The sequence below is a fragment of the Methylomonas sp. MgM2 genome (assembly GCF_054172045.1).
Window position 1 is genome coordinate 24,467 of the sequence record NZ_JBSYXO010000029.1, and the last position, 26,814, is coordinate 51,280.

The following is a 26,814-nucleotide window of genomic DNA, read 5'->3' on the forward strand; positions in this document are numbered from 1 at the left end:
GACTATTGTCAACCTTAGACTCGATGGTAAAATAACTCCCATGGCACAGACCGACATTTACGAACTCATTGAATGCATGACCTCGCTGATACGCTCGGAAGAGCGTAAAAAATGCACCGAGCTAGGTCTGCAACCCGTGCACTTTCAAGTGCTTAACTATCTGTCGCGCGCCAATAAATTCAGCAACACCCCGGCGGCCGTTGCCAATTATTTGGGCATGACGCGGGGGACCGTATCGCAATCGTTGATCATCTTGGAGAAAAAAGGCTATATCGAAAAAACGCCGGATGCCAACGACAAGCGCGTCGTTCATCTGAGATTGCTGGCGGAAGGCGCTGCGATTTTAAAACAAGCCAGACCGTCCGACCTGTTCGATAGCGCAACCGATATTCTAAAAACCACCGATCCGATGTCGCCGGACGTCAATGTCTTCCAGCAAGCCCTGACCGCATTGCAAAAAGCCAACGAATCTCAGTCCTTCGGCGTTTGCAAAACCTGTCGCAACTTTAGCGAAAGAGACGGCGATTTTTTCTGCGAGCTCACCCAGCAAAAACTAACGACCGAAGACAGCGAGCAAATTTGCCAAGAACACGCGCCTCGTTAAACACAAGCGGTTTGTGCAACACCGGACCGACTCTCAATAAACAGGTGTAATGCGTACGATTTAAGCTACGCTAAATGAATTTCGGTAATCGACGCAAGCAACACCATGAAAACCAATTTCCGCATCGCTTTAACCGCCGGCGAACCGGCCGGCATCGGTCCCGATCTATGCGTGCAACTGGCCCAGGAACACAATAGCTTCGAACTCGTGGTAATCGCCGACCCGGCTTTACTCGAAGAACGGGCAAAACAACTAGGCCTGCCGCTGACCCTGCACTATTTCGATATCGATACCTGGCAAAAAGCGCTACCCTGCGGTCATATGACGGTATTACCGATCAACCCGGCCAAATCCGCGATAAGCGGACACCTGGACGCCGGCAACAGCCCTTACGTATTGGAAACCATACGTCAAGCCGCGCTAGGCTGCATGAACGGGACCTTCGCAGCCATGGTGACAGCTCCGGTACACAAGGGCATCATCAATGACAGCGGGTTGGCTTTCAGCGGCCATACCGAATTCATCGCGGAGATTACCGGCGGCACCCCGGTAATGATGCTGGCAACGCCCGGCTTGCGCGTCGCGTTGGCCACCACGCATTTGCCGTTACGCCAAGTCAGCGAAGCCATCACGGCGGAAACCTTGATCGGTGTGATTCGAGTGTTGAACAAGGATTTACGCGAACGCTTCGGCATAGCCAAACCCAATATATTGGTATGCGGCTTAAACCCGCACGCCGGCGAAGGCGGACATCTAGGCCTGGAAGAAATGGAAGTCATAGAACCGGCGCTGGAACGCCTGCGCTGCGAAGGCATACATTTATACGGCCCGCTGCCGGCCGACACCCTATTCACGCCCAAATATTTGGATTATGCCGACGCCGTGCTGGCGATGTACCATGACCAAGGCCTGCCGGTATTGAAATACAAAGGCTTCGGCCACGCGGTCAACGTCACCCTCGGCCTGCCCATCATCCGAACCTCGGTCGACCATGGCACGGCCGTGGAATTGGCCGGCACCGGCAAAGCCAACCTAGGCAGTTTGCGCTACGCGCTGCAAACCGCGCTCGATATGCTCCAGTTAAACCAACACGATACATGACTCATCAAGCCCGCAAACGCTTCGGCCAAAATTTTCTGCAAGATCACCGCGTCATCAGCGATATCCTGGACTACGCCCACCCTGTGGCCGGCGAGCATTGGGTGGAAATCGGACCGGGTCTGGGCGCGCTAACCGAGCCGCTACTGCAAACCGGCGTCAAGTTGGACGTCGTGGAGCTGGACCGAGACTTGGTCGCGCGATTGCATAGGCAATTCGGCGATCGCGCCAATCTCCGGATTCACAGCGCCGATGCCTTGGCTTTCGATTTTTCGGCGCTGGCGGCGCCAAGCGGAAAATTGCGCATCATCGGCAACCTGCCGTACAACATATCCACGCCGCTGATGTTCCATCTACTCGAAACCACCCGCTGTATCGAGGACATGATATTCATGCTGCAAAAAGAAGTGGTGAACCGGATATGCGCGGAACCGGGCAGCAAAAAATACGGCCGCCTCAGCGTCATGATGCAATATTTCTGCGAAACCGAATGGCTGTTCGATGTACCGCCGGAGAGTTTCAATCCGGCCCCGCAAGTCATGTCGGCCATCGTGCGCTTGGTGCCACACCAAAAGCCGCCGGTCGAAATCGGGGATTTTGTGCATTTCAGCCGGCTGGTCACCCAGGCATTCTCGCAACGCCGCAAAACCCTGCGTAATTCGCTGAAAAACTTTATCGCCGAAGACGCAATCCTGGCATTGGGCATTGACGCTAATTTACGCGCCGAGTCGGTTTCGCTGGAGGAATTTGCGTTGATTAGTCGACATAGTCAGCCTTAGAGACCAATCTACGAGCAATTGCCGTAGCCCAATTTAAAGGATTTCGATTATTGGGTGTCGCTATCGCGACGGGTTATTTAAAGTCGGTTCCCGCACCGACAGGCGGGATACTTTTCTTTGCTTGTCCAAAGAAAAGTATCCAAAAGAAACGACACCCGGATACCGCGTATTTCCTGCGCTCCGAAGGCTTTGAACGGGGTTTCCCGAAGGGGCATCCCAGCCCCTACGGAAAACGCGATGCATCCCTGCATCGCCCCTAACGGGCTGATCCGCCCAAACCCTCCAGTGCTCGGCGCGGCATAACGGGAATAAAACCATCCCACAATTTGGCATAAAATCAACATGGAAGGTACCGATCCGAAATGCAGGATTCGGTCAAATCCCGTTACCCCGACCAAACCATACGTTAAAATACAATCATTTCCTTAATGTACTTCTGCTTAGATGCATTATCACCCGCAAAGGTAAAAATATAATCCTCAAACCATTGGTGCTTAGAAAATGCACCTTCATCAAGACTGATGTCTTCTATATCTCGATCGTATATGTTTTTTGCCATTACATATACAGAATCAAAATTTTGATCGTCTATAATATGAAGAAAATTAACCTTATTATGACTTACAAACAAGTCTTTGCCTAAAATAGCTGGCAAAGAAGTACTTGATGAATACATTTCTATTATATTTGAATCAATTACTATTCTCGGATATATAGCAATTTTATTTTCTATCTCATAGGCTCTAGCGACAGCATGACTGTAAGTTAGCCTGCCAGAGTGAAAATGTTTAGAGTAAGAAACCCCACCTCTAATAAAAAGCCCCTTATCTAAAAACGCTAAAAATACTCTTTTTATTAAAATTAAAAACTCTAAAAAATCATTGTGATTATCACATGAAAGAATTATTGTATCTGAAATAGCTTGTACACCGAATCTTTCGGGGCTAACTACATCAAAAACAGATAGAGCTCCCTCAAGATCATCTTTCAGTTTAAATTGCCCCATTTTTTTATCGCTCTCTAGTCGAGAACGGTAAGCCAAGACATCAATTAGCGCAACGTAAGAATACATTGGAGTCATAATAAGGAGTTAGCTATTTTTTCAATTTCACTTCTATATTCCGCCATTTTTTCCACCCAAGGCTCCCATACTGAACCATAGTACATTCTTCCATCGCTCGATGCTTCCTTAGTATGGTCCTGCTGTATATCAAATATAGCCCGCCCAAAGAGCTGAGCTATTGGAGCAAGAACTGCAACATCTTGTATTGATGCAGTAAAAGGATTTTTGGGATCAAACCCCGCCTTAAGATTTAGGCCATTCGTGTTTATTAATGAGTTTTCAATCTCCGTCTTAATTTTATTTTGCCATTTAATATAGGATTTCTTTATTTTTGAGCCCGCGTGAACTTTAAAATTTTGCAACACAGTCCCTGCAAGTTTCGGCCTCCCATCAAACGGATCTATTCCAAACGGAATCAAAGATTCTTTTATTATTTCATGGCGATTAACCCACTCTTTTATAATACTTCCCAATAGCTTAACTGCCTGATAGCAAAATCGATCCGGGACCAAAGGAATTATAATTTCATCACAACTCAGAATTACAGTTCTATTGATTGCTCCTGTACTAGGCCCTACATCACACAATATATAATCAAAACCACGTGCCTCGGCAAGCGCTCTAAGCAAATTATTAAATACTACATAGGTATTTTTCTCATGTATATTTTCTGTTATCGCCTGATTCCATGCAGTGCCTAGATATGTTTCCGCACGCGAAAACTCTATATCGCCTCTAAACAGGAATAGTCTGTTGTACAAAGAATGCTCAACAAGAACAACATCATCTTGTTTTATAAAAGCTTGCTTTCCTTGAAACCTGGGAAGCAATGCCTGATAAATCGACGACCCTGGCAACTCTTTTTCCGGATCATCCACATCATCAAGTGCGGCAAAAAACATTTCAGTTACATTGCACTGTGGATCACAATCCACTATCAACACCCTATGGTTTTTAGACAGATGAACAGCCAAATTAAATAAAGTTGTAGTTTTAGAAACTCCCCCTTTATTATTGTATAGAGCGATTACCTTAGCCATATAATATTTGTTTCATTGTAAACATTTAAAAACAACCCGAGTAAGACGGATCCCGATATACATCAATATTATACGATTTCAAATTTCGCGGCGGAGCTTTCTCCCGTTATGCCGCGCCGAGCACCGGAGGGTTTGTGCGGATCAGCCCTTTAGGGGCGATGCACGGATGCATCGCGTTTTCCGCAGGGGCTTGGAGGCCCCTTCGGGAAACCCCGCGCAAACCCGAGGAGCGCAGGATCAACGCGGCATCCGGGTTGCCTTTTCTTTGGATACTTTCTTTTGGCAACGCAAAAGAAAGTATCGCGGCAGTCGGTCCGCGAACCGACATCAAATCACCCGTCGCGATAGCGACACCTTAAAACAAAAAGCCCACCACCAAAAACCAACATTTAACGGCATTACTATAAGGTTTACGCTAAAATAACCGGTTTTTTAACGGCTTTCGCGGACATACCCTCGCGGATACCAAACTATTAATTTAGACGGCAAAAAGCCGCATCGATGCTCCGGAGTTAATGACTATGCGTATCATCCTGTTAGGTAGCCCTGGTTCGGGCAAGGGCACACAAGCCCAGTTCATCACCGAAAAGTATGCGATCCCGCAAATTTCCACCGGTGACATGCTGCGCGCAGCCGTTCGCGAAGGTACTCCGTTGGGAGTCGAAGCCAAGAAAGTCATGGATGCCGGCGGCTTGGTTTCCGACGACATCATCTTAGGCCTGATCAAGGAACGCATCGCCCAAGGCGATTGCAAAAACGGCTTTTTGCTGGACGGCTTTCCTCGCACCATCGCGCAAGCGGAAGGCTTGGAAAAAATGGGCGTCGAACTGGATCATGTGATCGAAATCGCGGTCGACGATAAAGAAATCATCAAACGCATGAGCGGACGCCGCGTGCACCCGGCATCCGGGCGCAGTTATCACCTCGTGTTCAACCCGCCGAAACAAGAAGGCCTGGACGATGTCACAGGTGAGGCTTTGATTCAACGTGACGACGACAAAGAAGAAACCGTACGCAAACGCCTGAACGTTTACCACGAACAGACCAAACCGCTGGTCGGCTATTATTCGGCCCCCGGTAAAAAGTCCAAGTTCACTTCCATAGAAGGTGTCGGTTCGGTTAGCGAAATCACCGCAAAAGTCTTCGCCGCGTTGAACTAATCCCCGCATTAACTTTATCAATAGGATTCCCGCAATGGCAGGTAAAACTTTATACGACAAACTTTGGGACGACCACGTCGTCCATACCGAAGACGACGGCTCTTGCCTGATTTATATCGATCGGCAATTGTTGCACGAAGTCACTTCGCCGCAAGCCTTCGAAGGCCTGCGCATATCCGGCCGCAAGCCTTGGCGCGTGACGCGCAATCTGGCGGTGGCCGACCATAATATACCGACCACCGACCGCGCCAGCGGCATTGCCGACCCGGTTTCACGTCTGCAAGTCGAAACCTTGGAAAACAACTGCAAGGAATTCGGCATCACCGAATTCGACATGAGCGATATCCGCCAAGGTATCGTGCACGTGGTCGGCCCGGAACAAGGCGCGACCTTGCCCGGCATGACCGTGGTTTGCGGCGATTCGCACACCTCGACTCACGGCGCATCGGCGGCACTGGCCTTCGGCATCGGCACATCCGAAGTCGAACATGCATTGGCGACGCAGTGCTTGGTGCAGAAAAAAGCCAAAAACATGCTGATCAAGGTCAACGGCAAAACCGGTCCCGGCGTCACAGCCAAAGATATCGTTTTGGCCGTCATCGGCAAAATCGGCACCGCCGGCGGCACCGGTTATACGATTGAATTCGGCGGCGAAGCGATTCGTGCGCTGTCGATGGAGGGCCGCATGACCATTTGCAACATGGCGATCGAAGCCGGCGCCCGCGCCGGCCTGATCGCCTGCGACGAAAAAACCATCGAATTTTACCGTGACCGACCTTATGCGCCTAAAGGCGACGATTGGAACATGGCCGTACGCTATTGGGAAAGATTGCATTCCGACGCCGACGCAAAATTCGACAAAGTCATCGAATTCGACGCCGCCGCAATCAAACCGCAAGTCAGCTGGGGCACATCGCCCGAGATGGTATTACCGGTCGACGCCAGCATCCCCGATCCGGCCCAAGAAACCGATCCGGTCAAACGCCAAAGCATAACCCGTGCGTTGCAATACATGGGCCTGACAGCCGGCCAGAAAATCACCGACATCCATCTGGACAAAGTCTTCATCGGCTCTTGCACCAACTCGCGCATCGAAGACTTGCGCGCGGCGGCGGCGGCGATCAAAGGCCGCAAAAAAGCCGACTCGGTCAAACAAGTATTGATCGTTCCGGGTTCAGGCTTGATCAAACAACAAGCCGAAGCCGAAGGTTTGGACAAAGTCTTTACCGAAGCCGGCTTCGAATGGCGCGAACCCGGTTGCTCGATGTGCCTGGCGATGAATGCCGACCGCCTGGAAGCCGGCGAACACTGCGCATCCACCTCGAACCGCAATTTCGAAGGCCGCCAGGGTTACGGCGGACGCACTCACTTGGTCAGCCCCGCGATGGCGGCAGCCGCCGCGATTGCCGGCCACTTTGTCAATATCGCAGAAGAAGGAGCATAAAAATGACAAAAATACAGGATAGGATTTTTGCACTGCCAACGGCAGCCCGCCAGGGTGCCGCATGTAGATTCGGCATGACAAAATTGCAGGACAGCAATTTTGCACTGCCAACGGCAGCCCGTCAGGGTGCCGCACAAGGAGGTGCGGCATGAGAGCTTTTACTACTTTGACCGCTCTGGTTGCACCGTTGGACAGAGCCAATATCGACACCGACGCGATCATCCCGAAACAGTTCTTGAAATCGATACGCCGCGCCGGTTTCGGTCCGTATTTGTTCGACGAATGGCGCTATCTGGACCACGGCGAGCCGGACATGGATTGCAGCAACCGCCCCTTGAACAAGGACTTCGTGCTGAACCAGCCGCAATACCAAGGCGCGCAAATCCTTCTGACCCGGGAAAACTTCGGCTGCGGCTCCTCGCGCGAACATGCGCCTTGGGCACTGGAAGATTACGGTTTCAGAGCCATCATCGCGCCTAGCTTTGCCGACATTTTTTTCAACAACTGCTTCAAAAACGGCATCCTGCCTATCGTGTTGCCGGCGGAAACCGTCGACGCCTTATTTAAAGAGTTAAGCGACGGCTATCAACTGACTATCGATTTGGCCGCGCAAACCATCACGACGCCGAGCGGCCATATCATTCCGTTCGACGTAGACGAAAACCGCCGCCACCGATTGCTGAACGGCTTGGACGATATCGGCCTGACCCTGCAGCACGCCGACAAGATCAAAGCCTACGAAGCCGAACGGGCCAAGCGCGCGCCGTGGCTGTTCAAAGAAGCTTGAGGCCCGGTTTAGCGTAAACACAATGGCTAGAAAGATTGCTGTTTTGCCTGGCGACGGTTTCGGCCCCGAGACCGGCGCCGAAGCCATTAAGGTATTGAGGTTCCTGAATACCGATCGGGTTTGGACTTGATATTCGGGAATGCCTTGGTTAACGGCCTTCCTGCCGCCTGCGATGCCGCCCGATCGGCATGCTGACCTCGGCCTCGCCGGATGCAAACGGCAAAGGCATGTACGAACCGATGGCTGCCGGCATTGCGGGCATGGGCATCGCCTATCCGCTGACGCGGCCATACGTCAGTAGCGATGATGCTTACGCTGCACATTTAAGCTATGCCGCCGAGCGCAGTGAATGTCGCATTAGATGCAACAATCCGGACGGCAGACGTCTATTCGGAAGGCATGACGAAAGTCGGCACTTCAGAAATGAGGGATGCAGTCGTTAACGCCCTTTAAGGAGTTTAATTATGTCGAAAACATACGATGTCGCTGTTGTCGGAGCCACCGGCGCAGTAGGCGAAACCATGATTTCCATTTTGGAAGAACGCAACTTTCCGGTTGGTACGCTTTACGCCTTAGCCAGCGAGCGTTCGGCGGGAAAGCGCATTCCATTTAAAGGCGGCTCTCTGATTGTGGAAGACTTGGCGACCTTCGATTTCTCGAAAGTGCAAATCGGCCTATTTTCGCCAGGCGCTTCGGTTTCGGCCGAATATGCGCCCAAAGCCGCCGCAGCCGGCTGCGTGGTTATCGACAACACCTCGCAGTTCCGCTATGACGGCGACATTCCGTTGGTCGTACCCGAAGTCAACCCGGAAAAAGTCGCCGACTATAAAAATCGCGGCATTATCGCCAATCCGAACTGCTCTACCATCCAGATGCTGGTTGCATTGAAGCCGATTTACGACGCTGTCGGTATCAGCCGCATCAACGTCGCAACTTACCAGGCCGTTTCCGGTACCGGCAAGGAAGCGATTGAAGAACTGGCAACGCAAACCGCCAATCTATTGAACGCGAAACCCATCACTCCAAGCGTGTACCCCAAACAAATCGCTTTCAACTGTCTGCCGCAAATCGATGTATTCATGGATAACGGCTACACCAAGGAAGAAATGAAGATGGTCTGGGAAACCCGCAAGATCATGGGCGACGACTCGATACAAGTGAACCCGACCGCGGTGCGCGTCCCGGTGTTTTTCGGCCATTCCGAAGCGGTGCATATCGAAACCAAACAAAAGATTTCCGTCGAAAAAGTACGCGAGCTTTTGGGCTCGGCATCGGGCGTCACCGTGCTCGACGAGCGCGTCAACGGCGGCTATCCGACCGCAGTGACCGAATCGTCCGGTCACGATAATGTCTACGTCGGCCGTATTCGCGAGGATATTTCTCATCCAAACGGAATCGATTTGTGGGTAGTCGGCGACAATGTCCGAAAAGGTGCGGCACTTAACAGTGTGCAGATAGCGGAGGTGCTGGTAAAAAATTACATCTAGACTAAGATTAGCAAGCGACTTTAATACGTCTATCCGAAAGTGCCGAGGTAATCCCAGTGAAGGAAAAGAGTGTGAAACATTTGACTAAAACGTTAGCGGTTGTATCGTTGTTCGCGCCGATAACAGCACAGGCCTTAGGGATAGGCGATATTGAGTTACATTCTGCGCTAAATCAACAGCTTAATGCCGAAATCCGCCTGCACCTGGCACCCGGCGAAAATCCAGCCGACATCAACGTTAAACTGGCGTCTCCGGAAAAATTTGACAAAGCGGGCGTACCTTGGAATTATTTTTTATCGAAAATTAAATTCAAACCCGTCATTCAGCCGGACGGTTCTATCATTATCAAAGTAACTTCGCGTGAGATTCTATCCGAGCCGTTTTTGGACTTTCTATTGGAAATTTCCTGGCCGCAAGGCAGTCAATTTCGCGAATACACCGTCTTGTTGGATCCGCCGGAAGGCTACCGGCCACCTGTTATTCCCAGCGTAACCGGTACGCCGTACCAAGTCGAACCGCTTGAAGACTATCGAATACCGGAACCGAGACCGCGTACCCCAAGACGAAAAGCCAGCCGATCGACAGTCGCATCGAATATCACTCCGCAAACGCCTATCAGCGGTGAATATGGCCCAACTAAAAATGCCGATACCTTATGGCGGATCGCCGAACAGCTAGGCGCCGAACGCGGCGTTCCGACAAATAGCATGATGATGGCCTTATTCAGGGCCAACCCGGAAGCTTTTATTCGTGGCGACATCAACACCATGAAAGTCGACGTCGTTCTGAAAATTCCTGAAACCGAAGCGATACTCCAAACAGGCAAAGCCACTGGTCCGACACAAACTGCTCGTAAAGAAAAACAAGCGCCTCCCAAAACGGATACGGCGGCGGCAAGTAAAGCGCTTGAACTTGTGGCGCCGACCGACGCGAAAATCCCGGAAACGGCTCAGTTCGACGAACAACCAAAACCAGGCTCTGAAAGCGGAGAACACGGAAAATCCGTAGCCGGAGATGAAGAAATGGCACCCGGCGGCGATAAATCGCTTGAATTACAGAGCCGGATCGACCGCCTCGAACAACAAATAAATATGATGCAACAAATGCTGGCTTTAAAAGACCAGCAGCTTGCAGCGTTACAAAATAAGGATGCCGAAGCGGCTCAACAAGTAGCGGAAACGGCTAAAAACCTGCAAACCACTCAGCCGGTTGCACCGGAAGTCAAGACCTCCGAACCCACAGCCGAGACTCAAGTCCCCGAACAAACTGCAACGCCTACCCTTCCAAAACCGGAAGCAAAGCCGGCAGTTCCTCTCCCACCCTCGCCGGTGGAAGAAGGCGGTGATTTCTTCTCGTCAACGGCTTATTATGTGACATTAGGAGGGCTCGGCGGAGGCATACTGGCCTTGCTTGCTTGGTTGCTGTGGCGCAAACAACAGACCGAAAAACAAATTGATGCCGAAAGCATGTTCGCGACGGCCAGTCAAATCAAGCTTCCCGACACCGACAGCAGCTTGTCGGTGCCGGTTCTCGACATGAGTAGTACCAGCTCATATGATGTCGGCACCGTTGGAGAAAGTTCTTTCATCAGCGACTTTACTCCCAGCGACTTTGAAGCGTTCGATACCGATCAAACGGAAGTCGATCCAATGTCGGAAGCCGACGTCTATCTGGCTTACGGTCGTTATCAGCAGGCTGAGGACTTGATGCGGCAAGCCATTTCGGAGCAGCCGAACAAGGACGAGTACAAGCTCAAACTGCTGGAAATATTTTACGCCAACGAAAACAAAGAACGATTTGCCGCTTACACGAACGAATTGGCCGAAGCCGGAAAAACCGCCGATCTACCGTTCTGGACCAAAGTCGCTGATATGGCGAAAGAGATCATCCCCGAATCGCCGCTGTTCGGCGGGACCGGCAATACCGTATCGGATGATGAAGCCGATACGCCAAAGCCGAACGCAAGTGGCGGGCAAACCGGGGCGGAAACCCCATCCAAACTCAGCAGTATAGAGCGCATCAATGTCGATGACAGCGATAGCGACTCCGACCTAGCCGATTTGGAAGCTCCATTAGCGTTTGACGACGAAACGGACGAATTCGATGCCGAATTAAATCTGGATCAGTTTGCAGACGCCCAAGACGACGACAATAGCCTGGACTTCGATCTCGGTTCTTTTTCGGAAATAGAAAAGCAAAGCCCGCCCGAGAATGTCAAAGCCGACAAAAAAGACGACATAGAATCGATAGATTTTGATCTCAGCCGCTTTGAAGACGAAACGCCTACGCCGACCGAAGATACCAAAAAATCCGCCAGCGACGCAGTGGAAAGTTTCGACTTCAATTTCGACATGGATTCTGAATCTGAACCCAGCCTATCCGCCGACGAGCCGTCGCCGACTAAAGAAGAATCGGCATTGGAGAATTTGGAAGAGTTTGATTTCTCCGAACTGGGCGGCGTAGATGCCGAAGAGGATATCTTGCCGAACAAGCCCGAACCGATCGACACTGAAATATCCGACGACTTCGATTTCAATTTCGACTTTGGAACCGCCAGCGCTGAAAGTAGCGACGATGAATTGGATCTAGGCGTTACTGATTTAACCGACATGGACGAATTTGAAACTAAAATCGATTTAGCAAAAGCCTACATCGACATGGGTGATAGCGACGCGGCCAAAACCATAGCGGAGGAAGTGCTTGAAAAAGGTAATCCGGACCAAAAACAAGCAGCGCAAGCAATCTTGGATGAATTAGGCTGATCGCTCTTTGTCGAAATAAGGACGGGCAAAACCCGTCCTTATACTAACAGCGTCCCTAGTAGTTCCGTCCTGTACCGATCGGCTAAAAAACTCAATCGGCGTAGTTTACTTCCGCCAGCAATTCAATCCAATGCAATACAGGCCTATCGGCTATTTCTTTTAAATGTAACAAGCATCCTATATTGGCGGTCGCAATTAATTCGGGGCTCTCCGTTTGTAACGCTCGCATCTTGGCTGTCCTTAATCTATCGGCCAGATCGGGCTGCAAAATCGAATAGGCGCCGGCCGAACCGCAGCAAAGATGAGCGTCAGGCACCGCCGTTAATGTAAAACCCAATCGCGTCATTAACTGTTCCACTAATCCGATAATCCCCTGACCATGTTGTAAGGTGCAAGGCGAGTGAAACGCAATACGCCGCGGTTTGACTTTAATGCTCGATAAATCCTCCGCCGACAAAATCTCGACAATATCTTTAGCTAATGCTGAAATGCATACCGCTTTGTCGGCATATAAAGGATCATGCAGCAATAACTCACCATATTCCTTTAGCGTTACCCCACAACCGCTCGCATTGATGACTATGGCTTCAAGCCCTTTCTCAACTTCGGGCCAACAAAGGTCTATCATACGGCGCATCATATTCAAGCCGGTCGCCTGGTCGTTGAGATGATAGGGCAATGCTCCGCAACAGCCGTTGATAGGCATCGATATGGCGCTAATACCGACTTGATCCAATACCCGAACCGTCGCCGCATTGATACCCGGCGCCAATACCGGCTGCACGCAGCCTTCAAGCATCAACATGCGCCGCCGATGCCTAGTATCCACACCACGGTCAATTGTCCGGCGCCGGGGCAACTTGCTTTTTAATTTTTCCGGCACGATAAACCCGAGCTTACGACCGATAGCCACCAGCCTCGAAAAGCGGTGCGGGTACGGCAATCCATAGAGTAACAGCTTACGGACTAGGCGTTGCAACGGCGGTCGCTTCACGCTTTGATCTACGATATCCCGCCCAATGTCGAGTAGGCGTGAATACCGCACGCCGGATGGGCAAGCAGTCTCACAGGCTCTACATGTCAGACAACGGTCCAAGTGTGTTTGCGTCTTTTGACTTGGCCGATTCCCTTCCATCACTTGTTTGATTAGATAAATCCGACCGCGCGGACCGTCCAATTCGTCTCCGAGCAATCCGTAGGTTGGACAAACGGCGTTGCAAAACCCGCAATGCACGCAGCTACGCAAAATACTGTCGGCCAAGCGGCCTTTAGGCGTGTCCTTAATCAAATCGGCAAGCTGCGTTTGCATAATTCAAAGTAACAGACGTCCGGGATTAAACAGCGCTAACGGATCGAAAGCCTTACGAATATGCTGCTGCAAGGCCAGCAAGCCATCGTCCAACCTGAACCAATCGTTTTTCGCGCCTTGATAGCATACCGCATGAGCGCCGGCTTTTTGCGCGGCAACATGTATGAGTCCGGAAGGCAGGTCGGTTTTTAGCCAACGAAGCGCGCCGCCCCAGTCCAGCAGCCATCGCCCCGACAGTTCCAAAGCAGGCGTAGCGGGCGCGACACTGATACGCCATAAGTCGCCCGGCAATTGAAAAAACGCCAGCTGCTGTTCCGTTAGATCTCGCCAATAGCTTTCCGCCCGAACATCCGCATCGCCTCCAACTTGCCGTATTGCAGCCCTTACTGCGGTCTCGGCTCCCGAGAAACGCAAGCGCAGGCGGCCGTCATCGTAAGTCATAGCCGATAACGGCCAAGGCTGCCCCGACAACTCATTCATTCTGACTAAGGCTTGCCGCTCGGACAGAGCTTGCACAACCGTCGACTCGAATTCCGGCATCGGCACAACCCGCAACGAGGCCTCCAATATCACGCCCAGGGTGCCCAACGCCCCCACCATTAGCCTCGGCACATCGAAGCCGGCCACATTCTTCATCACGCGACCACCGAAGTTCAACACGTCGCCGTGACCGTTAACGATTTTACAGCCCAGCGTAAAGTCGCGAGCGCTGCCGGCGAAAGGCCGCCGCGGCCCGGAAAACCCGCAAGCAAGCGTACCGCCCAATGTCGCCCGACCCGCAAAATTCGGCGGCTCGAATCCCAGTGCCTGACGCCGGCCGGCCAGTGTTTCGGAAATATCGCTTAACCGGGTTCCGGCCCGCGCCGTTATGACTAATTCGCTGGGTTCGTAATCAATCAAACCGCAATGATCGCTCAATTCCAGCAGTTCGATTGCATCGCAAGGTCCGCCGTAGAAGGCTTTGCTATCAGCTCCGACGATTCGTAGCGGCTTGGTTTCGGCAACGGCTTGTTTAATTCTCTGTTGCAAAGTCTGAGTCAAATCTTGACTAGGCATCAAAATCGCTCCAACTCCACATGCGGCAACCGGCCTTCATGCACATGCAGCCGTCCGAATTCGGCGCAACGATGTAAAGTTGGAATCGCTTTGCCGGGATTAAGCAAGTCCTTAGGATCAAAGGCCTGTTTCAAGCGACGAAACTGCGCTAGCTCCAGCGTATTAAATTGAACGCACATCTGACCGAGCTTTTCATGACCGACGCCGTGCTCGCCGGTGATCGTGCCGCCGACTGATAGACACAACTCCAAAATGGCCCCGCCTAAAGCTTCGGCCTTTTCGAAATCCCCCTTTTGATTGGCATCGTACAGAATTAAAGGATGCAAATTGCCGTCGCCGGCATGGAATACGTTGACGACACCCAGACCTGCCTCTGCAACCATCGCGTTTATTTGCTGCAACACTTCCGCCAGATGCTTACGCGGAATGGTTCCGTCCATGCAATAGTAATCGCTAGCGATACGTCCTACTGCCGGAAACGCCGCCTTCCGTCCCGCCCAAAAACGTTTGCGCTGATCCTGACTCGTTGCTTTGCGCACTTCGACCGCTCCTGTTTGAAGCAACAATCGTTCCGCGCGAGCGCTATCGGCCGCGACTTGCTCCGATAAGCCATCCAGCTCGCAGAGCAGAATGGCCGCCGCATCAACCGGATAACCGGCATGTACGAAGGCTTCGGCCGCGCGGATCGCCGCATTGTCCATCAGCTCCAAACCGGACGGCACCAAGCCGTCGGCAATTATGGCCGCAACTGCGGCCCCTGCCTGCTCAACGCTGCTGAACGCGGCCAATAAAACCCATGTGGCCGGTTGCAATGGCAACAATCTGACCGTGATTTCCACCACGACACCCAGCAACCCCTCCGAACCGATCGACAAGGCCAGCACATCGTATCCCGGTGCATCCAGACCGCCGCCTCCCAGGGTCAACAATTCACCTTCCATTGTGACCAATTTGAGCTGTAACACGTTGTGTACAGTCAACCCGTACTTCAAGCAATGCACGCCTCCTGCGTTTTCGGCCACGTTGCCGCCGATGGTGCAAGCGATTTGAGACGACGGATCGGGCGCATAATACAAACCGTGCGGTCTAGCGGCTTCGGAGATGGATAAATTGCGCACACCCGGCTGAAGCTTAGCCCGTTGATTTAGCGTGTCGATTTCCAGTATCCGGTTCATCTTGCTCAATCCCAGGACGATGCCGCCTGTGACCGGCATGGCACCACCCGATAAGCCGGTTCCCGCCCCTCTCGCCACCACGGGGACTTCCTGTCGACGGCACAATTTCAATATCGCTTGTACTTGCTCCGTAGTTTCGGGCAACGCCACCAGGCCGGGCAGCCGGCGATAAGCCGACAAGGCATCGCATTCGTATGCTTTGAGGCTTTCTAAGTCGGCAACGACATTTTCCGGGCCCAATAGCCGATGGCATTGCCGGATAAATTGATCGCTTAAGGCCATTATGAATAGATAGGAAAAAATTAAGTCACTTTTAAGCAAGCATGCGGACAATCCGACACGACTAAAATATTTACCAAGGAGTCGATATGTCCAGAATAACAACATTTATCATCGCCGGCTTGTTATTTTCATCCTCGGCATGGGCCGATCGCGGTGAATGGCGAGGCGGTCACCACCACCATCATCACAACCATCACCGCCATCATGTCGACCACTATTATCCGCGACACCGCGATCGTGTCGTTTATGTGCCCGGTAGAGTCGTGGAATATGTGCCGGTACAACCGCGTTACTATGCCCCGCCTCCACCGGCCCCCGTTTACTACAATCGATACGACAGACGCACACCGCAAGGTTTAGTCGGTGGCGTGATCGGTAGCGCCATGGGTTACGAATTAGGAAACGGCGATCCTGTCGCGGCCGGAATAGGCGCAGCGGCAGGCGCTTGGTTTGGCAACGGCATGTATTAAGAGCCGTATGCCGCCAAACCTCGGATCGGGATAATCCGGTCCGAAGAGCGTGGATCATGTGATCATTGTTCGCCGGCTCCGGATCGATTCGGCCGGCGATCGGCCGACTGCAACACGATAAACAGCCATTGGATTTTATGCCGGTTTACAGGCTCAACCGGCTCTTTTTTGATGAAATAGCCGATTTAGGTCTTTTTCCATGCCGTCAATGCCATCGCTGATGGCCGCGTACACAATTTCCGCCACTGATCCCGCATCTTCAGGCTCTGATTCGAAGTCTATCGTCCAGACCACAACCGCTAAGCCATCAAAAGAAGTGAACACTTCGACCGTTCCCCTATAACGGCTGACCGGAAACGGAGAAACCGGCCTAAGGTAGACTAAGCGCATGTTGCGCTGGTCGATTTCTTCGATTGTATCGGTGATTTCTTCACCGTCAGCGGTCGTCATATAACGTAAAGCCCCCGGCCCGGAACCTTGCAGCCGGCAGGTTTGAATGAATGGAAACCAGACATCCAACCGGTCTAATTTTCGGATGGCGTTCCAAGCAATTTCCGCCGGTAAAGTTAGTTTTTTAACAATCGCTTGTTTGGTCAGCATCGTTGTCACCTAAGTCTGGATCAAGGTCGAAATGGATTTAAGCCGTAAGCACGGGTTTATTAGAACTGCCCGCGCACGCTAACGGTTTGGCCTAGCATCAAGCGTGACTTGAATTTTTTCAGCCAAAGCCTGAATCCCGTGCCGCGTGACATTTTCATGATTGCCTTTTAGTTGTATGTCGTAACGCGCCAGCTGTTGTTGCGTCTTTACATCGACCAAGTACACCCACAGTTCGGAATATAAAAAACTGGGTTTGCTGTGCTGGCTGACGACCAGCAAATCGGCGCCTACTTGTCGGCCGAGTTTTGCAGCCTCATCGGGATAGCGGAACAGATAGCCGAAACCGCCGTTGGCGTGGTTCTGCAGATCGGGCGAGACCGGTACGGCTTGAACATCGCCGGCCCGGCCTAATGCTTCGAGCAGCAAGGGCGCCATCGACGCGGTGCGCGTTAACTCTGCCGATGTGTTGGGTAAGGAAGTAATGTCGTTCAGCTCGAAATCCAGCACCGCGATCCGCGTTTTAGCTTGCGCCGCCGAGGCCAACAGCAACAGGCTGAATGCCAATGATTTATTGATGTGCATGATGGGTCTCCGTTGATTTGTCCGGCGCCAGATTAAGGGTGTCGTTGATTTAAGTAAGCCGAAATTTGCCCGCCTCAGTCGGGCAATTTGCCCGATAGAAGCAATGAGAATTTAACCTCGCCCGGACCAAGCATAGAATGATGCGTTTTCAATGACCGGATCGGGTAAGCCATGCAGTTACAATCTTATTTGCTAACGCGAATTATCCTGGTTGTCTTGCTGTGCTTGGGGATGATCGGTAGCTATGCACTCGATCAAAGCCATCGTCAGGCCGTGCAAGTTTCGCGGCAATTGGCCGAATCGCTGGCTAGGCACTTGGAATCTCAGTTGCTGCTGACTCAAGCCGGCATCGGCCGCGCAAACCCCTTTCCGGATTTCGACAGCTGGAAACAACATGCCAGCATCCAACCGGGCACCTGCGTCGTGTACACCCCCGTTAGTCAAGTAACGCCGCGCAGTTTGTGCAACGGCGATAAATCTCTGTCTAAGGATTGGCCCAATGCCTTTGCAGCCGTTTATCGATTACTGCTCGAACCCGGCTTGCCGGTGGAACAAACGGTTGCGCCCAATGGCCGCCATTATGGCCGCGTGACGGTTAGCCCCAGCGCCGAACAGGAAATCGCTCAAGCCTGGCGCTACAGCCGCAGTCTGATGAGTTTATCCGGCGCGACCGTGCTGGCCGTATCGGTGTTGGTTTATCTGGTTATGCGCCGGGCTCTGCGGCCAAGCTTAATCATCGTAGACGGCTTGAAAAAACTGGAAGGCGGTTTACTGTCTTTCCGCTTGCCCGCATTCGAGCTAAATGAATGGCAAAGCATTGCTTCTGCGATCAACCAACTCGCTGCCAGTCAACAACAGTTACTTTCGGAGCGGCAAAGATTGATCGGCAAAATGCTGGAATTGCAAGAACAAGAGCGTAGGGAGCTAGCCGGCGAACTGCACGACGAATTCGGCCAATGCCTGGCCGCGATCAACGCCGTGGCCGCATCGATCAAACAAACCGCCGCCGAAAAGTGTCCTGGGCTATTGGAAGACGGCGAACGCATAGGCCGGATTACCGGGCATATGCAGCTTGCCATACGCGCGATGCTGCAACGCCTGCACCCGCCGGAATGGCATGAATTGGGATTGGCGGCCAGTCTGTCCGGTTTGGTCGCTTCCTGGAACGGACATGCCGGCGCTAAAACCCGTTATGCTTTAACCGTCAGCGGCAATGTTCAAGAAATCCAGGAAACGCCGGCTTTGTTCATATTCCGCGCGGTTCAAGAATGTCTGACCAATGTGGCCAAGCATGCCGAGGCAACTCAAGTCGATATCCGCTTAACCGTTACTTCGGACCGGATTCTGGTGGAGGTCACAGACGATGGCAAAGCCGCCGCATTGCCGTTCGCCGGTTCCGCCGGCATCGGTTTGCTAGGCATGCGCGAACGTGCCGAAGCTTTAGGCGGACGAGCGGCTTTATCGATTCAGCAGCCGCATGGCTTGCGGGTTTCGCTGACATTACCGGTTCACAAACGATCATGAAACATTTGGTATCGTTCCAGAACATGAAAGGCGAGCTATGTGGGAGCGACACTTTGTCGCGACTAAGCGTCGCTGACCGCGGTGCTTTCACGGTGTTTTTTCACCAGTCCGGGCAAGATTCCATTGATAAAACAACTAAGCGTCCTTGAAATATGCCGATAGCCAAAACCATACATATCCTGTTGGCCGACGACCACGCCATCGTCCGCGAAGGCTATCGTTCCTTGTTGTCCAAACAGCCGGATTTACGAATCGTTGCCGAAGCCGGCAACGGCAGCCAAGCCTACCGCTTGTTTCAACAATACCAACCGGATGTGCTGATTACCGACCTGTCCATGCCGGACGACAGCGGCTTGGAATTAATCAAACGGATCAAGCAATATTGCGCAACAGCGAAGATTCTGGTGTTCAGCATGCACCAAAATCCGGCATTCGCGACGCAAGCCATTAGGGCCGGCGCATTGGGTTACATCACCAAAAGCAGCGAACCGGAAATTCTGCTGCAAGCCATTCGCGAAATATACCGGGGCAAAGTGGCACTGAGCCCGGACATTGCACAAGCGCTGGCTTTGGAAAGACTGGGAAGCGAGCACCTGGCACTGTCGTCGCTGTCCGTGCGCGAATTCGAAATCTTACGATTGTTGGTGGACGGCCAAAGCCACGAACAAATCGCCGCGATTCTGCATATCAGCCCCAAAACCGTCGGCAATACCCATTATCTAATCAAGAGTAAGCTCGGCGTCGACAGCGACATCGAACTGACCCGTCTGGCGATTAAATTAAATCTGGTCAATCTTTTGGATCTGACGGCCTAGCCAGGGTATTTTGGCAAACCGGATTGGCATGTCTTCTCTCAGCGTATCCAGTCATACCGGCTGGCTGGTCGCGATATAAATTACGACACCCAACCACGTCATGACCAGCAATGCCCAAGGCAGCCAATGCTGCCGATAAACGATGATTTCCTTGGTTTCATTGTTATCCTGCCCGCCCGGTTGCGTTTTTTGCTGCGCTAATTTTTTCCGTTGTTTATCCAGCTCTCGGGCTTTTTCTTTCTGTTGGCGTTTGTAAAGATCGATGCCTTGTTGTATCCCTTGAGCAATCAGTTTGGTTTGCTCTTTGGTTTGCGCCGGACGCTGAATGCTCTTGGCGATTTTTAACGCCTCTTCTTGCGTATGAGGAGAAGGCTTTTGCTGGCTGTTTTTGCTCATGATCGCGCTTAAACGTTATAGTAGTGATTGAGTGCTAGGTAAGGAGCCAGTATGTCCAAATCCAAGATCATTGTCATCACCGGCGTCACTCGCGGCTTAGGCCGAGCCATGGCCGCCAAGTTTGCTGGTTTGGGTCATACCGTCATTGGCTGCGGGCGATCGCAAGCCGCGATAGCGGACCTCGGAACGGAACTCGCATCGCCGCATCGCTTCGATGTAGTCGACGTTACCCGAAATGCCGATGTGGCGGCATGGTCCGAATCCGTCATCAAGGATTTCGGCCCGCCTGATATGCTGCTCAATAATGCCGCCTTGATCAACTCTGTGGAACCGCTGTGGCAAATTTCCGCGCAAGATTTCGATGCCGTCGTCGATGTAAACATAAAAGGCGTGGCCAATCTGATTCGTGGCTTTGTCCCCGCTATGGTCGAAAGGCAAGCGGGCATCATCGTCAATTTCAGCTCGGGCTGGGGCCGAAGCACCGATGCCGGCGTTGCGCCGTACTGTGCCAGCAAATGGGCGATCGAAGGTTTGACACGCGCTTTAGCGCAAGAATTGCCGAAAACCATGGCGGCAATTGCGTTGAACCCCGGCATTATCGCTACCGACATGCTGAAAATCTGTTTTGGCGAAGAAGCAAAGCATTATCCCTCAGCAGAACGTTGGGCGGAAACGGCGGTGCCTTTTCTACTTAAACTCAAGGCCGCCGATAACGGCAAACCTTTAACCGTGCCTGGACACTGACTGCTTACGTTAGCTAATATAGCTACAGTCTTTAATGACCGAATCAAAGCCGGAATCCTTGATCTTCAATCGATTTTACAACTTGAACATGCTACCCCTCAGCCATTACCACCCTGCCTATCGTTAAGTTTGGTTTAAGGGCTTGATGTGACATTGAGTCCTGACGAAATTGAATTGAATATTCGTACTTTTAATCGGAGAAAACATATGGAACAAACTGCACAATCAGACTCCAATAATGCTTTTTTTGAAGTCAAGCGCGCAATAAAAGGCTTAAAGGAATTTGAGGTACAAGATCAAGAAGACGATGTGATTTATGCCGCTAATAAACTGAATTCCGTGTTACGTGCGGTGCATGATAATTATCGGTCTTGGAACAATGAGTTCATCAGGGAATTCGTGCTGAGTAAAAACGATCCGCTTAGATATATCGACGTCAAGTCGGATCAATTCAATCGTATGGTTCGCCAAATTCAGGAAGATATGATTTTTAAATTTTCATGATATTTGGTTTGGACTACCGACAAGCGTTCAGCTCTTTGCCATGCAACAATCACTATTTAAGAAACACGGATTAGCCGTACTACGGTTAATCGGCTTGATCTGTTACGTTTTCGCCGGCCGGACAATCGCTGCCGAACTATCGCCGCAGTACGTTTGGCCGATCAAGGACGCCTATTCGATCATGGATACGATCTCAACGCTGCAGTTCTATGGCGGAAGGCCCGGATTTCATCACGGACTTGATATTAAAGCCGCGGCGGGAACAGCCGTCTATGCGCCGGTAGGCGGCAGCGTAGCAATCGGTTATTACTACCCTCGCGCGAAGACACCCTATACTTACGCGGTCTTTATCGACGCCGACGACGGCAATCGCTGGGAATTTCATCACATAGATCAGCAAACGATTCCCGATCAAATTCGCTCGCTGGCCGATCAGCGTGGGCGGATCGAAGCCGGAACGCCGATTGCGAAAATCTATGACGCCCCGCGTTTCGATCCGACTATTCCGCCGCATGTGCATATCGACGTTATCGACCAAGTCGGAATTCATCAAAATCCGCTTAGATTCTTTCCGCCGCTTGCCGATAAAACGCCCCCTGAATTCAGAGGGGTCTATTTCGCGGACAGCGACAACCATGTGGTAGCGCAATGGCATAACGCCGCCAAAAACGTCTCGGTCAAAGCGGGCGTTTACGACATGGTCGTCGATTTATTGGACGTTATCGACGGCGAACCCGCCGGCGATTCGATTGCCCGCTTGAGCGTGACTTGTAACGATCAAACGATTACCGATTACGATTTCCGAAACAGTCTGCCGAGCAAAGACTTTTTAGAAGGCGTAAGCGCCGTTTACAAAGTCGAGCCCATCGTCCTTCCCGACGGCACGCAGTTAACCAATCAAATCGACCCATCGAAACCCAGAGTGTTTCTTTATAGAGTCCGTTTCGACACCAACCGACTGCACCCGGACAAACAGGCGTCCGTTACTCTATATATTTCAGCCGAAGATTTTGCCGGCAACCGCGCTCAAGCCGAATTTCGGCTGAACCTAAAGCCGTTTTAGCCATTCGATCAATCGGCAGTCCAAGCACCTTTCTTGCTGCCGGGAGGTTCAGCGGGTACTATCCCGGATGGGGCTAAACAAGCGAAATCAGCACTATACTTTAACGATTTGAACGGCTTCAAGGACCACATGCCAGACCGAAACCGAGCGAAATGTCTCTGTATCGATATTGAAACCGCCAGACAAGACCGGTTAAGACTCAAGGAAATCGGCGCCTATAGGCCGGATACCGACGCAAGACTGCGACTCGCCGGTAAAGCCGCCAATCTCGTGTCCGAGCTAAACCGGATCACCGACGGCGCGGCCTTCGTCCTCGGCCATAATGTGATCGCCTTCGATCAGCCGGCTTTATCGTTGCTGCATCCCGATCTGGCCCTGCACCGCTTGCCGATGATCGACACCTTGGAACTGTCGCCGGTGGCCTTTCCGCAAAATCCGTATCATCGTCTGGTCAAAGATTACAAGCTTTGCACGACGACCCGCAACGATCCGGTGCGCGAAGCCGAATTGGCTTACGAACTGTTTTTAGACCAAGCCGACGCCTTGCGCCGGCGCGTTGCCGAACATGCCGACGAGGCCTTGTGCCTGCACTACTTATTGGCGCCCGAAAACGGCAAAGGCCTGGCCAATTTTTTCGCAACCTTAAGAGCGGCGCTGCGGCCTGCGCTAAGCGAGGCGCAAGCGGCTTGGCGGCGGGCGAGCGACGGCAAGGTTTGCACGGTCGGCCAGCAACGCGTCGCCGATGATTTTTTGACCGATTCCGAATGGCATAAGCCCTTGGCTTACGTGGTGGCCTGGTTGCGGGTGTCCGGCGGAAATTCGGTACTGCCGCCTTGGGTCAGCCTGTCTTTTCCGAAAACGCGGGAACTGATCGCGTTGTTGCGCGACGTGCCGTGCGGCGATCCGGATTGCGACTGGTGCCGGGAACAACACGATTTATCGAAACTACTGCCGTGCTATTTCCCCGGCATAAACCAGTTTCGGCCGGCGCCGACGACCGAAGACGGCCGCTCCTTGCAACAAGCCATCGTCGAAAGCGGTTTCGCCGGAACGTCGACGCTGGCCATCCTGCCGACCGGCGGCGGCAAATCCCTGTGCTACCAATTGCCGGCGCTGGCGCGCTTTTACCGCAACGGCAGCTTGACGGTGGTCGTCTCGCCCTTGCAATCCTTGATGAAAGACCAAGTCGATAACCTGGAATCGCGCGGCATTACCTGCGCCGGTTATTTGAACAGCCTGCTGAATCCGATGGAACGGCGCATCATGCTGGACAAATTGCGTTTAGGCGATTTGGGTTTGATATTCGTCGCGCCGGAACAGTTTAGGAGTACCGCGTTTACCAATGCCTTGACCCACCGCGAAATCGGCGCCTGGGTATTCGACGAGGCGCACTGTTTGTCCAAGTGGGGGCACGATTTTAGGCCGGATTATCTATACGTCTCGCGCTTCATCAAAAACCGGCAGAAGGACAAGCCGTCGCCGGTATTCTGCTTTACCGCCACCGCCAAGCCGGACGTGGTGCAAGACATCGTCGGTCATTTCAAGCAGCGGTTGGACATCCGCTTGCAAACGCTGAGCGGCGGCGTCAAGCGCGAAAATTTGCACTACGAAGTCTACGCGGTACCGGTACAGGCCAAATTTCCGGAAGTGCTCCGCCTTCTGGAACAGGCCTTGCGAGACGACGGCGAGGCCATCGTGTTTTGCGCGCGGCAAAAAACGGTCGAGGCCATGGCCGAATTTCTGGTGCAAGCCGGCCTCGATTGCGGTTTTTTCCACGGCGGCATGCTGCCCGAACAAAAGCGCCGGGTACAAGAAGCCTTCATCTCCGGCGAATTACGGGTCATTGCCGCCACCAACGCCTTCGGCATGGGCGTGGACAAGGCCGACGTGCGTTTGGTGGTGCATCTGGATACGCCGGGCTCCCTGGAAAACTACTTGCAGGAAGCCGGGCGCGCCGGGCGGGATCAAGAACCGGCGCGCTGCGTGCTGCTGTACGACGATGCCGACCTGGACGTGCAATTTCGCTTGCTGCGCAGTTCCAAACTCAGCCGGCACGATATTTATGCGATCTTGAAAGCCCTGAGAAGCATAGAACGGAAAGACCGCAGCGAAGGCTCCGTGGTGGTGACCAGCGGCGAGATCCTGCTGGAAATCCCCGACAAACACGGCATCGATCCCGATGCGGCCGATGCCGATACCAAGGTGCGCATCGGCGTGGCCTGGCTGGAGGAAGCCCGTTTGCTGGAGCGCCAGGAAAACCATACCCGCGTGTTTCCCGGTAGTTTGCTGGTGCCGAATCTGGATGAAGCACGGGCCGTGCTGGAGAAAAGACTGGGGCCGAATGCCGATGTCGAACCTTATATCGCGCTGCTGTCGCAATTGTTTTATTGCGAGGACGACGAAGGCGTCAGCACCGACGATCTGATGCTGGCCACCGGTTGCGATTCGCACCGGGTGATGCAGTTGCTGCGCGATTTGGACCGTTTTCAGCTGCTATCCAACGATAGCGAAATAGGAGTGGTGTTGTACCGCGATCCGGATACGGCAGAGCGGTTGGAAGCCTTGGCCAAATTGGAAGACGCGCTGCTGGCCTGCTTACGCGAGGCGGCGCCGGATGCGGATCGGGAACAATGGCAAATCCTGGACGTGCGCCGCTTGTGCGATACCTTGCGGCGCGAGTCCGGCGTCGACCTGGAACCGCTGGGTTTATCGCGGCTGATGAAATCGTTTGCCGAGGCCTTCGGTAGCGGCAGCGACAAGCGCGGCTTTTTCGCGATGCGGCCCGGCGGTCAGGATAACCGCTATCTGAAGCTGTTACGCAATTGGAGCGATATCGACGCCATCCGCCGCAAGCGCATGCGGTTGGCGCAATCCTTGGTTGCCTATTTCGTAGCCAAGCGCGAAGGCAACGCCTTGTTGGTCACCTGTAAGCAATGCGAGCTGGAAGCAGCCTTGCAAGCCGATTTGACTCTGCAAGACCTGGACGTCCGCGACTGGTACACCGCGCTGGCCGCAACCTTGGTCTACCTGGACGGCAACGAAGTGTTGCATCTGGCCCGCGGCAAGGCGGTGTTCCGCTCGGCGATGAGCATACACCTGAATGCCGAAGCCAGGCGCCGGCAATTCAAGAACTCGGATTACGCCGAGTTAGCTTTGCATTACAAAGACAAGATCATCCAGGTTCATGTGATGGCGGAATACGCGCGCCTGGCCTTGGGCAAGATTCAAGCGGCCATGGCCTTTATCGTCGATTATTTCGGCATGGAGCGCGACGAATTCGTGCGGCGCTATTTCGCCGGGCGCCGGGAAGTTCTGGATATGGCGACCACCGAAACCGCCCATCGCCGCATTTTGACCGATCTGAAAAACCCCGAACAGCAGGCCATCGTCACTGCGGCCTTGGACGGCAATCATTTGGTATTGGCCGGTCCCGGTTCCGGCAAGACCAAGGTCATCGTGCACCGGGTCGCCTGGCTTATACGCGAGTGCATGGTGGCGCCGGAAGACATCATGGTGCTGAGCTATAACCGTTCGGCGGCGGTAGAGATCAGGCGCCGGTTATGGGACTTGATCGGCGCCGATGCGGCGGGCGTCGCGGTGCAAACTGTGCACGGCCTGGCGATGCGCTTGACCGGGACCAGTTACGCGGTCGCCGCCGAACACGGCGAGGATATCGATTTCTCCGACGTCATCAAGAAAGCGACCATTTATTTGAAAAATGCCGAAGCGGACGGCGACTTAGAGGCTTCGGGACGGCGCGACCGCTTGTTGTCCGGCCTGCGTTATTTGCTGGTGGACGAATATCAGGATATCAACGCCGAACATTACGAATTGATCAGCGCCCTGGCCGGCCGCACCATCAACAACGAGGAAGACAGGTTGTCCATCATGGCGGTAGGCGACGACGATCAGAACATCTACGCCTTCGACGGCGCCAGCGTCCGCTTTATCAAACGCTTCGCCGACGACTACCAAGCCAAAACCTATTATTTGCCGGAGAGTGTCGGCTTCCGGCGGGAAAGATTGCTAGCCATCCCTGGCTAGCAATCGCGCCTACACCGCCACGTGAT

Annotated in this window: 24 protein-coding genes; 16 read left to right on the forward strand and 8 right to left on the reverse strand. The window is 52.9% G+C overall.

The window, feature by feature from the left end; translation table 11 throughout:
* Positions 1–40 precede the first annotated feature (40 nt).
* The 3 genes from ACW73I_RS17820 (at position 41) to rsmA (ending at position 2,481) form a co-directional block, all read left to right on the forward strand.
* Positions 41–604 carry a MarR family winged helix-turn-helix transcriptional regulator gene (locus tag ACW73I_RS17820; RefSeq protein ID WP_458030782.1) on the forward strand — a complete coding sequence of 188 codons (564 nt, stop codon included), beginning with the start codon at positions 41–43 and terminating at the stop codon, positions 602–604.
* Between the two features lie 105 nt (positions 605–709).
* Positions 710–1,705 carry a 4-hydroxythreonine-4-phosphate dehydrogenase PdxA gene (pdxA, locus tag ACW73I_RS17825; RefSeq protein ID WP_458030783.1) on the forward strand — a complete coding sequence of 332 codons (996 nt, stop codon included), beginning with the start codon at positions 710–712 and terminating at the stop codon, positions 1,703–1,705.
* The gene (rsmA, locus tag ACW73I_RS17830) at positions 1,702–2,481 is read left to right on the forward strand and encodes a 16S rRNA (adenine(1518)-N(6)/adenine(1519)-N(6))-dimethyltransferase RsmA (protein ID WP_458030784.1); all 780 of its coding nucleotides are present in this window, start codon (positions 1,702–1,704) and stop codon (positions 2,479–2,481) included. The genes pdxA and rsmA overlap by 4 nt, the downstream gene beginning before the upstream one ends.
* A 406-nt stretch (positions 2,482–2,887) precedes the next feature.
* On the opposite strand, the gene ACW73I_RS17835 is transcribed toward rsmA, so the two are convergent.
* Positions 2,888–3,562, reverse strand: a complete 675-nt coding sequence (locus tag ACW73I_RS17835) for a hypothetical protein (RefSeq protein WP_458030785.1) — start codon at positions 3,560–3,562, stop codon at positions 2,888–2,890.
* Positions 3,559–4,584, reverse strand: a complete 1,026-nt coding sequence (locus ACW73I_RS17840) for a ParA family protein (protein WP_458030786.1) — start codon at positions 4,582–4,584, stop codon at positions 3,559–3,561. Before ACW73I_RS17840 ends, ACW73I_RS17835 begins: the two co-directional genes overlap by 4 nt.
* Before the next feature lie 521 nt (positions 4,585–5,105).
* On the opposite strand from ACW73I_RS17840, the gene adk reads away from it, so the two are divergent.
* The 6 genes from adk (at position 5,106) to ACW73I_RS17870 (ending at position 12,224) form a co-directional block, all read left to right on the forward strand.
* A complete protein-coding gene (gene adk, locus ACW73I_RS17845; RefSeq protein WP_458030787.1) occupies positions 5,106–5,744 on the forward strand; it encodes an adenylate kinase in 639 nt (212 codons plus the stop codon).
* A gap of 34 nt (positions 5,745–5,778) precedes the next feature.
* Complete coding sequence (leuC, locus tag ACW73I_RS17850) at positions 5,779–7,188, forward strand: 3-isopropylmalate dehydratase large subunit (RefSeq protein WP_458030788.1); 1,410 nt, start codon at positions 5,779–5,781, stop codon at positions 7,186–7,188.
* A gap of 148 nt (positions 7,189–7,336) precedes the next feature.
* Complete coding sequence (gene leuD / locus ACW73I_RS17855; protein ID WP_458030789.1) at positions 7,337–7,975, forward strand: 3-isopropylmalate dehydratase small subunit; 639 nt, start codon at positions 7,337–7,339, stop codon at positions 7,973–7,975.
* A gap of 188 nt (positions 7,976–8,163) precedes the next feature.
* Positions 8,164–8,418 carry a hypothetical protein gene (locus ACW73I_RS17860; protein ID WP_458030790.1) on the forward strand — a complete coding sequence of 85 codons (255 nt, stop codon included), beginning with the start codon at positions 8,164–8,166 and terminating at the stop codon, positions 8,416–8,418.
* Positions 8,419–8,439: 21 nt separating this feature from the next.
* Positions 8,440–9,462: an aspartate-semialdehyde dehydrogenase gene (locus tag ACW73I_RS17865; RefSeq protein WP_458030791.1), complete on the forward strand. Its 1,023-nt coding sequence runs from the start codon at positions 8,440–8,442 to the stop codon at positions 9,460–9,462.
* Between the two features lie 71 nt (positions 9,463–9,533).
* Positions 9,534–12,224 (forward strand): FimV/HubP family polar landmark protein, encoded by a 2,691-nt coding sequence (locus ACW73I_RS17870; RefSeq protein ID WP_458030792.1) that lies wholly within the window; start codon positions 9,534–9,536, stop codon positions 12,222–12,224.
* A gap of 91 nt (positions 12,225–12,315) precedes the next feature.
* Here the strand turns inward: ACW73I_RS17870 and glcF are convergent, their stop codons facing one another.
* The 3 genes from glcF to ACW73I_RS17885 are packed head-to-tail and all read right to left on the reverse strand — an operon-like array spanning position 12,316 to position 16,046.
* Positions 12,316–13,533 carry a glycolate oxidase subunit GlcF gene (glcF, locus tag ACW73I_RS17875; RefSeq protein WP_458030793.1) on the reverse strand — a complete coding sequence of 406 codons (1,218 nt, stop codon included), beginning with the start codon at positions 13,531–13,533 and terminating at the stop codon, positions 12,316–12,318.
* Positions 13,534–13,536: 3 nt separating this feature from the next.
* Positions 13,537–14,589 carry a glycolate oxidase subunit GlcE gene (gene glcE / locus ACW73I_RS17880; RefSeq protein WP_458030794.1) on the reverse strand — a complete coding sequence of 351 codons (1,053 nt, stop codon included), beginning with the start codon at positions 14,587–14,589 and terminating at the stop codon, positions 13,537–13,539.
* Positions 14,589–16,046, reverse strand: coding sequence for an FAD-linked oxidase C-terminal domain-containing protein (locus ACW73I_RS17885; protein WP_458030795.1), 1,458 nt, complete (start codon positions 16,044–16,046; stop codon positions 14,589–14,591). The genes glcE and ACW73I_RS17885 overlap by 1 nt, the downstream gene beginning before the upstream one ends.
* An 86-nt stretch (positions 16,047–16,132) precedes the next feature.
* Here ACW73I_RS17885 and ACW73I_RS17890 point away from each other — a divergent pair, with 86 nt between their 5' ends.
* Positions 16,133–16,516, forward strand: coding sequence for a hypothetical protein (locus ACW73I_RS17890; protein ID WP_458030796.1), 384 nt, complete (start codon positions 16,133–16,135; stop codon positions 16,514–16,516).
* Positions 16,517–16,669: 153 nt separating this feature from the next.
* On the opposite strand, the gene ACW73I_RS17895 is transcribed toward ACW73I_RS17890, so the two are convergent.
* Both ACW73I_RS17895 and ACW73I_RS17900 read right to left on the reverse strand, forming a co-directional pair.
* Positions 16,670–17,116 carry an SRPBCC family protein gene (locus ACW73I_RS17895; protein ID WP_458030797.1) on the reverse strand — a complete coding sequence of 149 codons (447 nt, stop codon included), beginning with the start codon at positions 17,114–17,116 and terminating at the stop codon, positions 16,670–16,672.
* Positions 17,117–17,194: 78 nt separating this feature from the next.
* Positions 17,195–17,698 carry a DUF2380 domain-containing protein gene (locus ACW73I_RS17900; protein WP_458030798.1) on the reverse strand — a complete coding sequence of 168 codons (504 nt, stop codon included), beginning with the start codon at positions 17,696–17,698 and terminating at the stop codon, positions 17,195–17,197.
* A 171-nt stretch (positions 17,699–17,869) separates the two neighbouring features.
* Between ACW73I_RS17900 and ACW73I_RS17905 the strand changes: the two genes are divergently transcribed.
* Both ACW73I_RS17905 and ACW73I_RS17910 read left to right on the forward strand, forming a co-directional pair.
* Complete coding sequence (locus ACW73I_RS17905) at positions 17,870–19,222, forward strand: ATP-binding protein (RefSeq protein ID WP_458030799.1); 1,353 nt, start codon at positions 17,870–17,872, stop codon at positions 19,220–19,222.
* Positions 19,223–19,374: 152 nt separating this feature from the next.
* The gene (locus ACW73I_RS17910; protein ID WP_458030800.1) at positions 19,375–20,037 is read left to right on the forward strand and encodes a response regulator; all 663 of its coding nucleotides are present in this window, start codon (positions 19,375–19,377) and stop codon (positions 20,035–20,037) included.
* 51 nt (positions 20,038–20,088) lie between these two features.
* On the opposite strand, the gene ACW73I_RS17915 is transcribed toward ACW73I_RS17910, so the two are convergent.
* A complete protein-coding gene (locus ACW73I_RS17915) occupies positions 20,089–20,433 on the reverse strand; it encodes a DUF2956 domain-containing protein (protein WP_458030801.1) in 345 nt (114 codons plus the stop codon).
* A gap of 51 nt (positions 20,434–20,484) precedes the next feature.
* Between ACW73I_RS17915 and ACW73I_RS17920 the strand changes: the two genes are divergently transcribed.
* From ACW73I_RS17920 to ACW73I_RS17935, 4 genes are all read left to right on the forward strand, one after another.
* Positions 20,485–21,177, forward strand: coding sequence for an SDR family oxidoreductase (locus tag ACW73I_RS17920; RefSeq protein WP_458030802.1), 693 nt, complete (start codon positions 20,485–20,487; stop codon positions 21,175–21,177).
* A gap of 207 nt (positions 21,178–21,384) precedes the next feature.
* Positions 21,385–21,681, forward strand: a complete 297-nt coding sequence (locus ACW73I_RS17925; RefSeq protein ID WP_458030803.1) for a hypothetical protein — start codon at positions 21,385–21,387, stop codon at positions 21,679–21,681.
* A 40-nt stretch (positions 21,682–21,721) separates the two neighbouring features.
* A complete protein-coding gene (locus ACW73I_RS17930) occupies positions 21,722–22,744 on the forward strand; it encodes a M23 family metallopeptidase (protein WP_458030804.1) in 1,023 nt (340 codons plus the stop codon).
* A gap of 129 nt (positions 22,745–22,873) precedes the next feature.
* Positions 22,874–26,788 carry a RecQ family ATP-dependent DNA helicase gene (locus ACW73I_RS17935; protein WP_458030805.1) on the forward strand — a complete coding sequence of 1,305 codons (3,915 nt, stop codon included), beginning with the start codon at positions 22,874–22,876 and terminating at the stop codon, positions 26,786–26,788.
* Positions 26,789–26,814 lie beyond the last annotated feature (26 nt).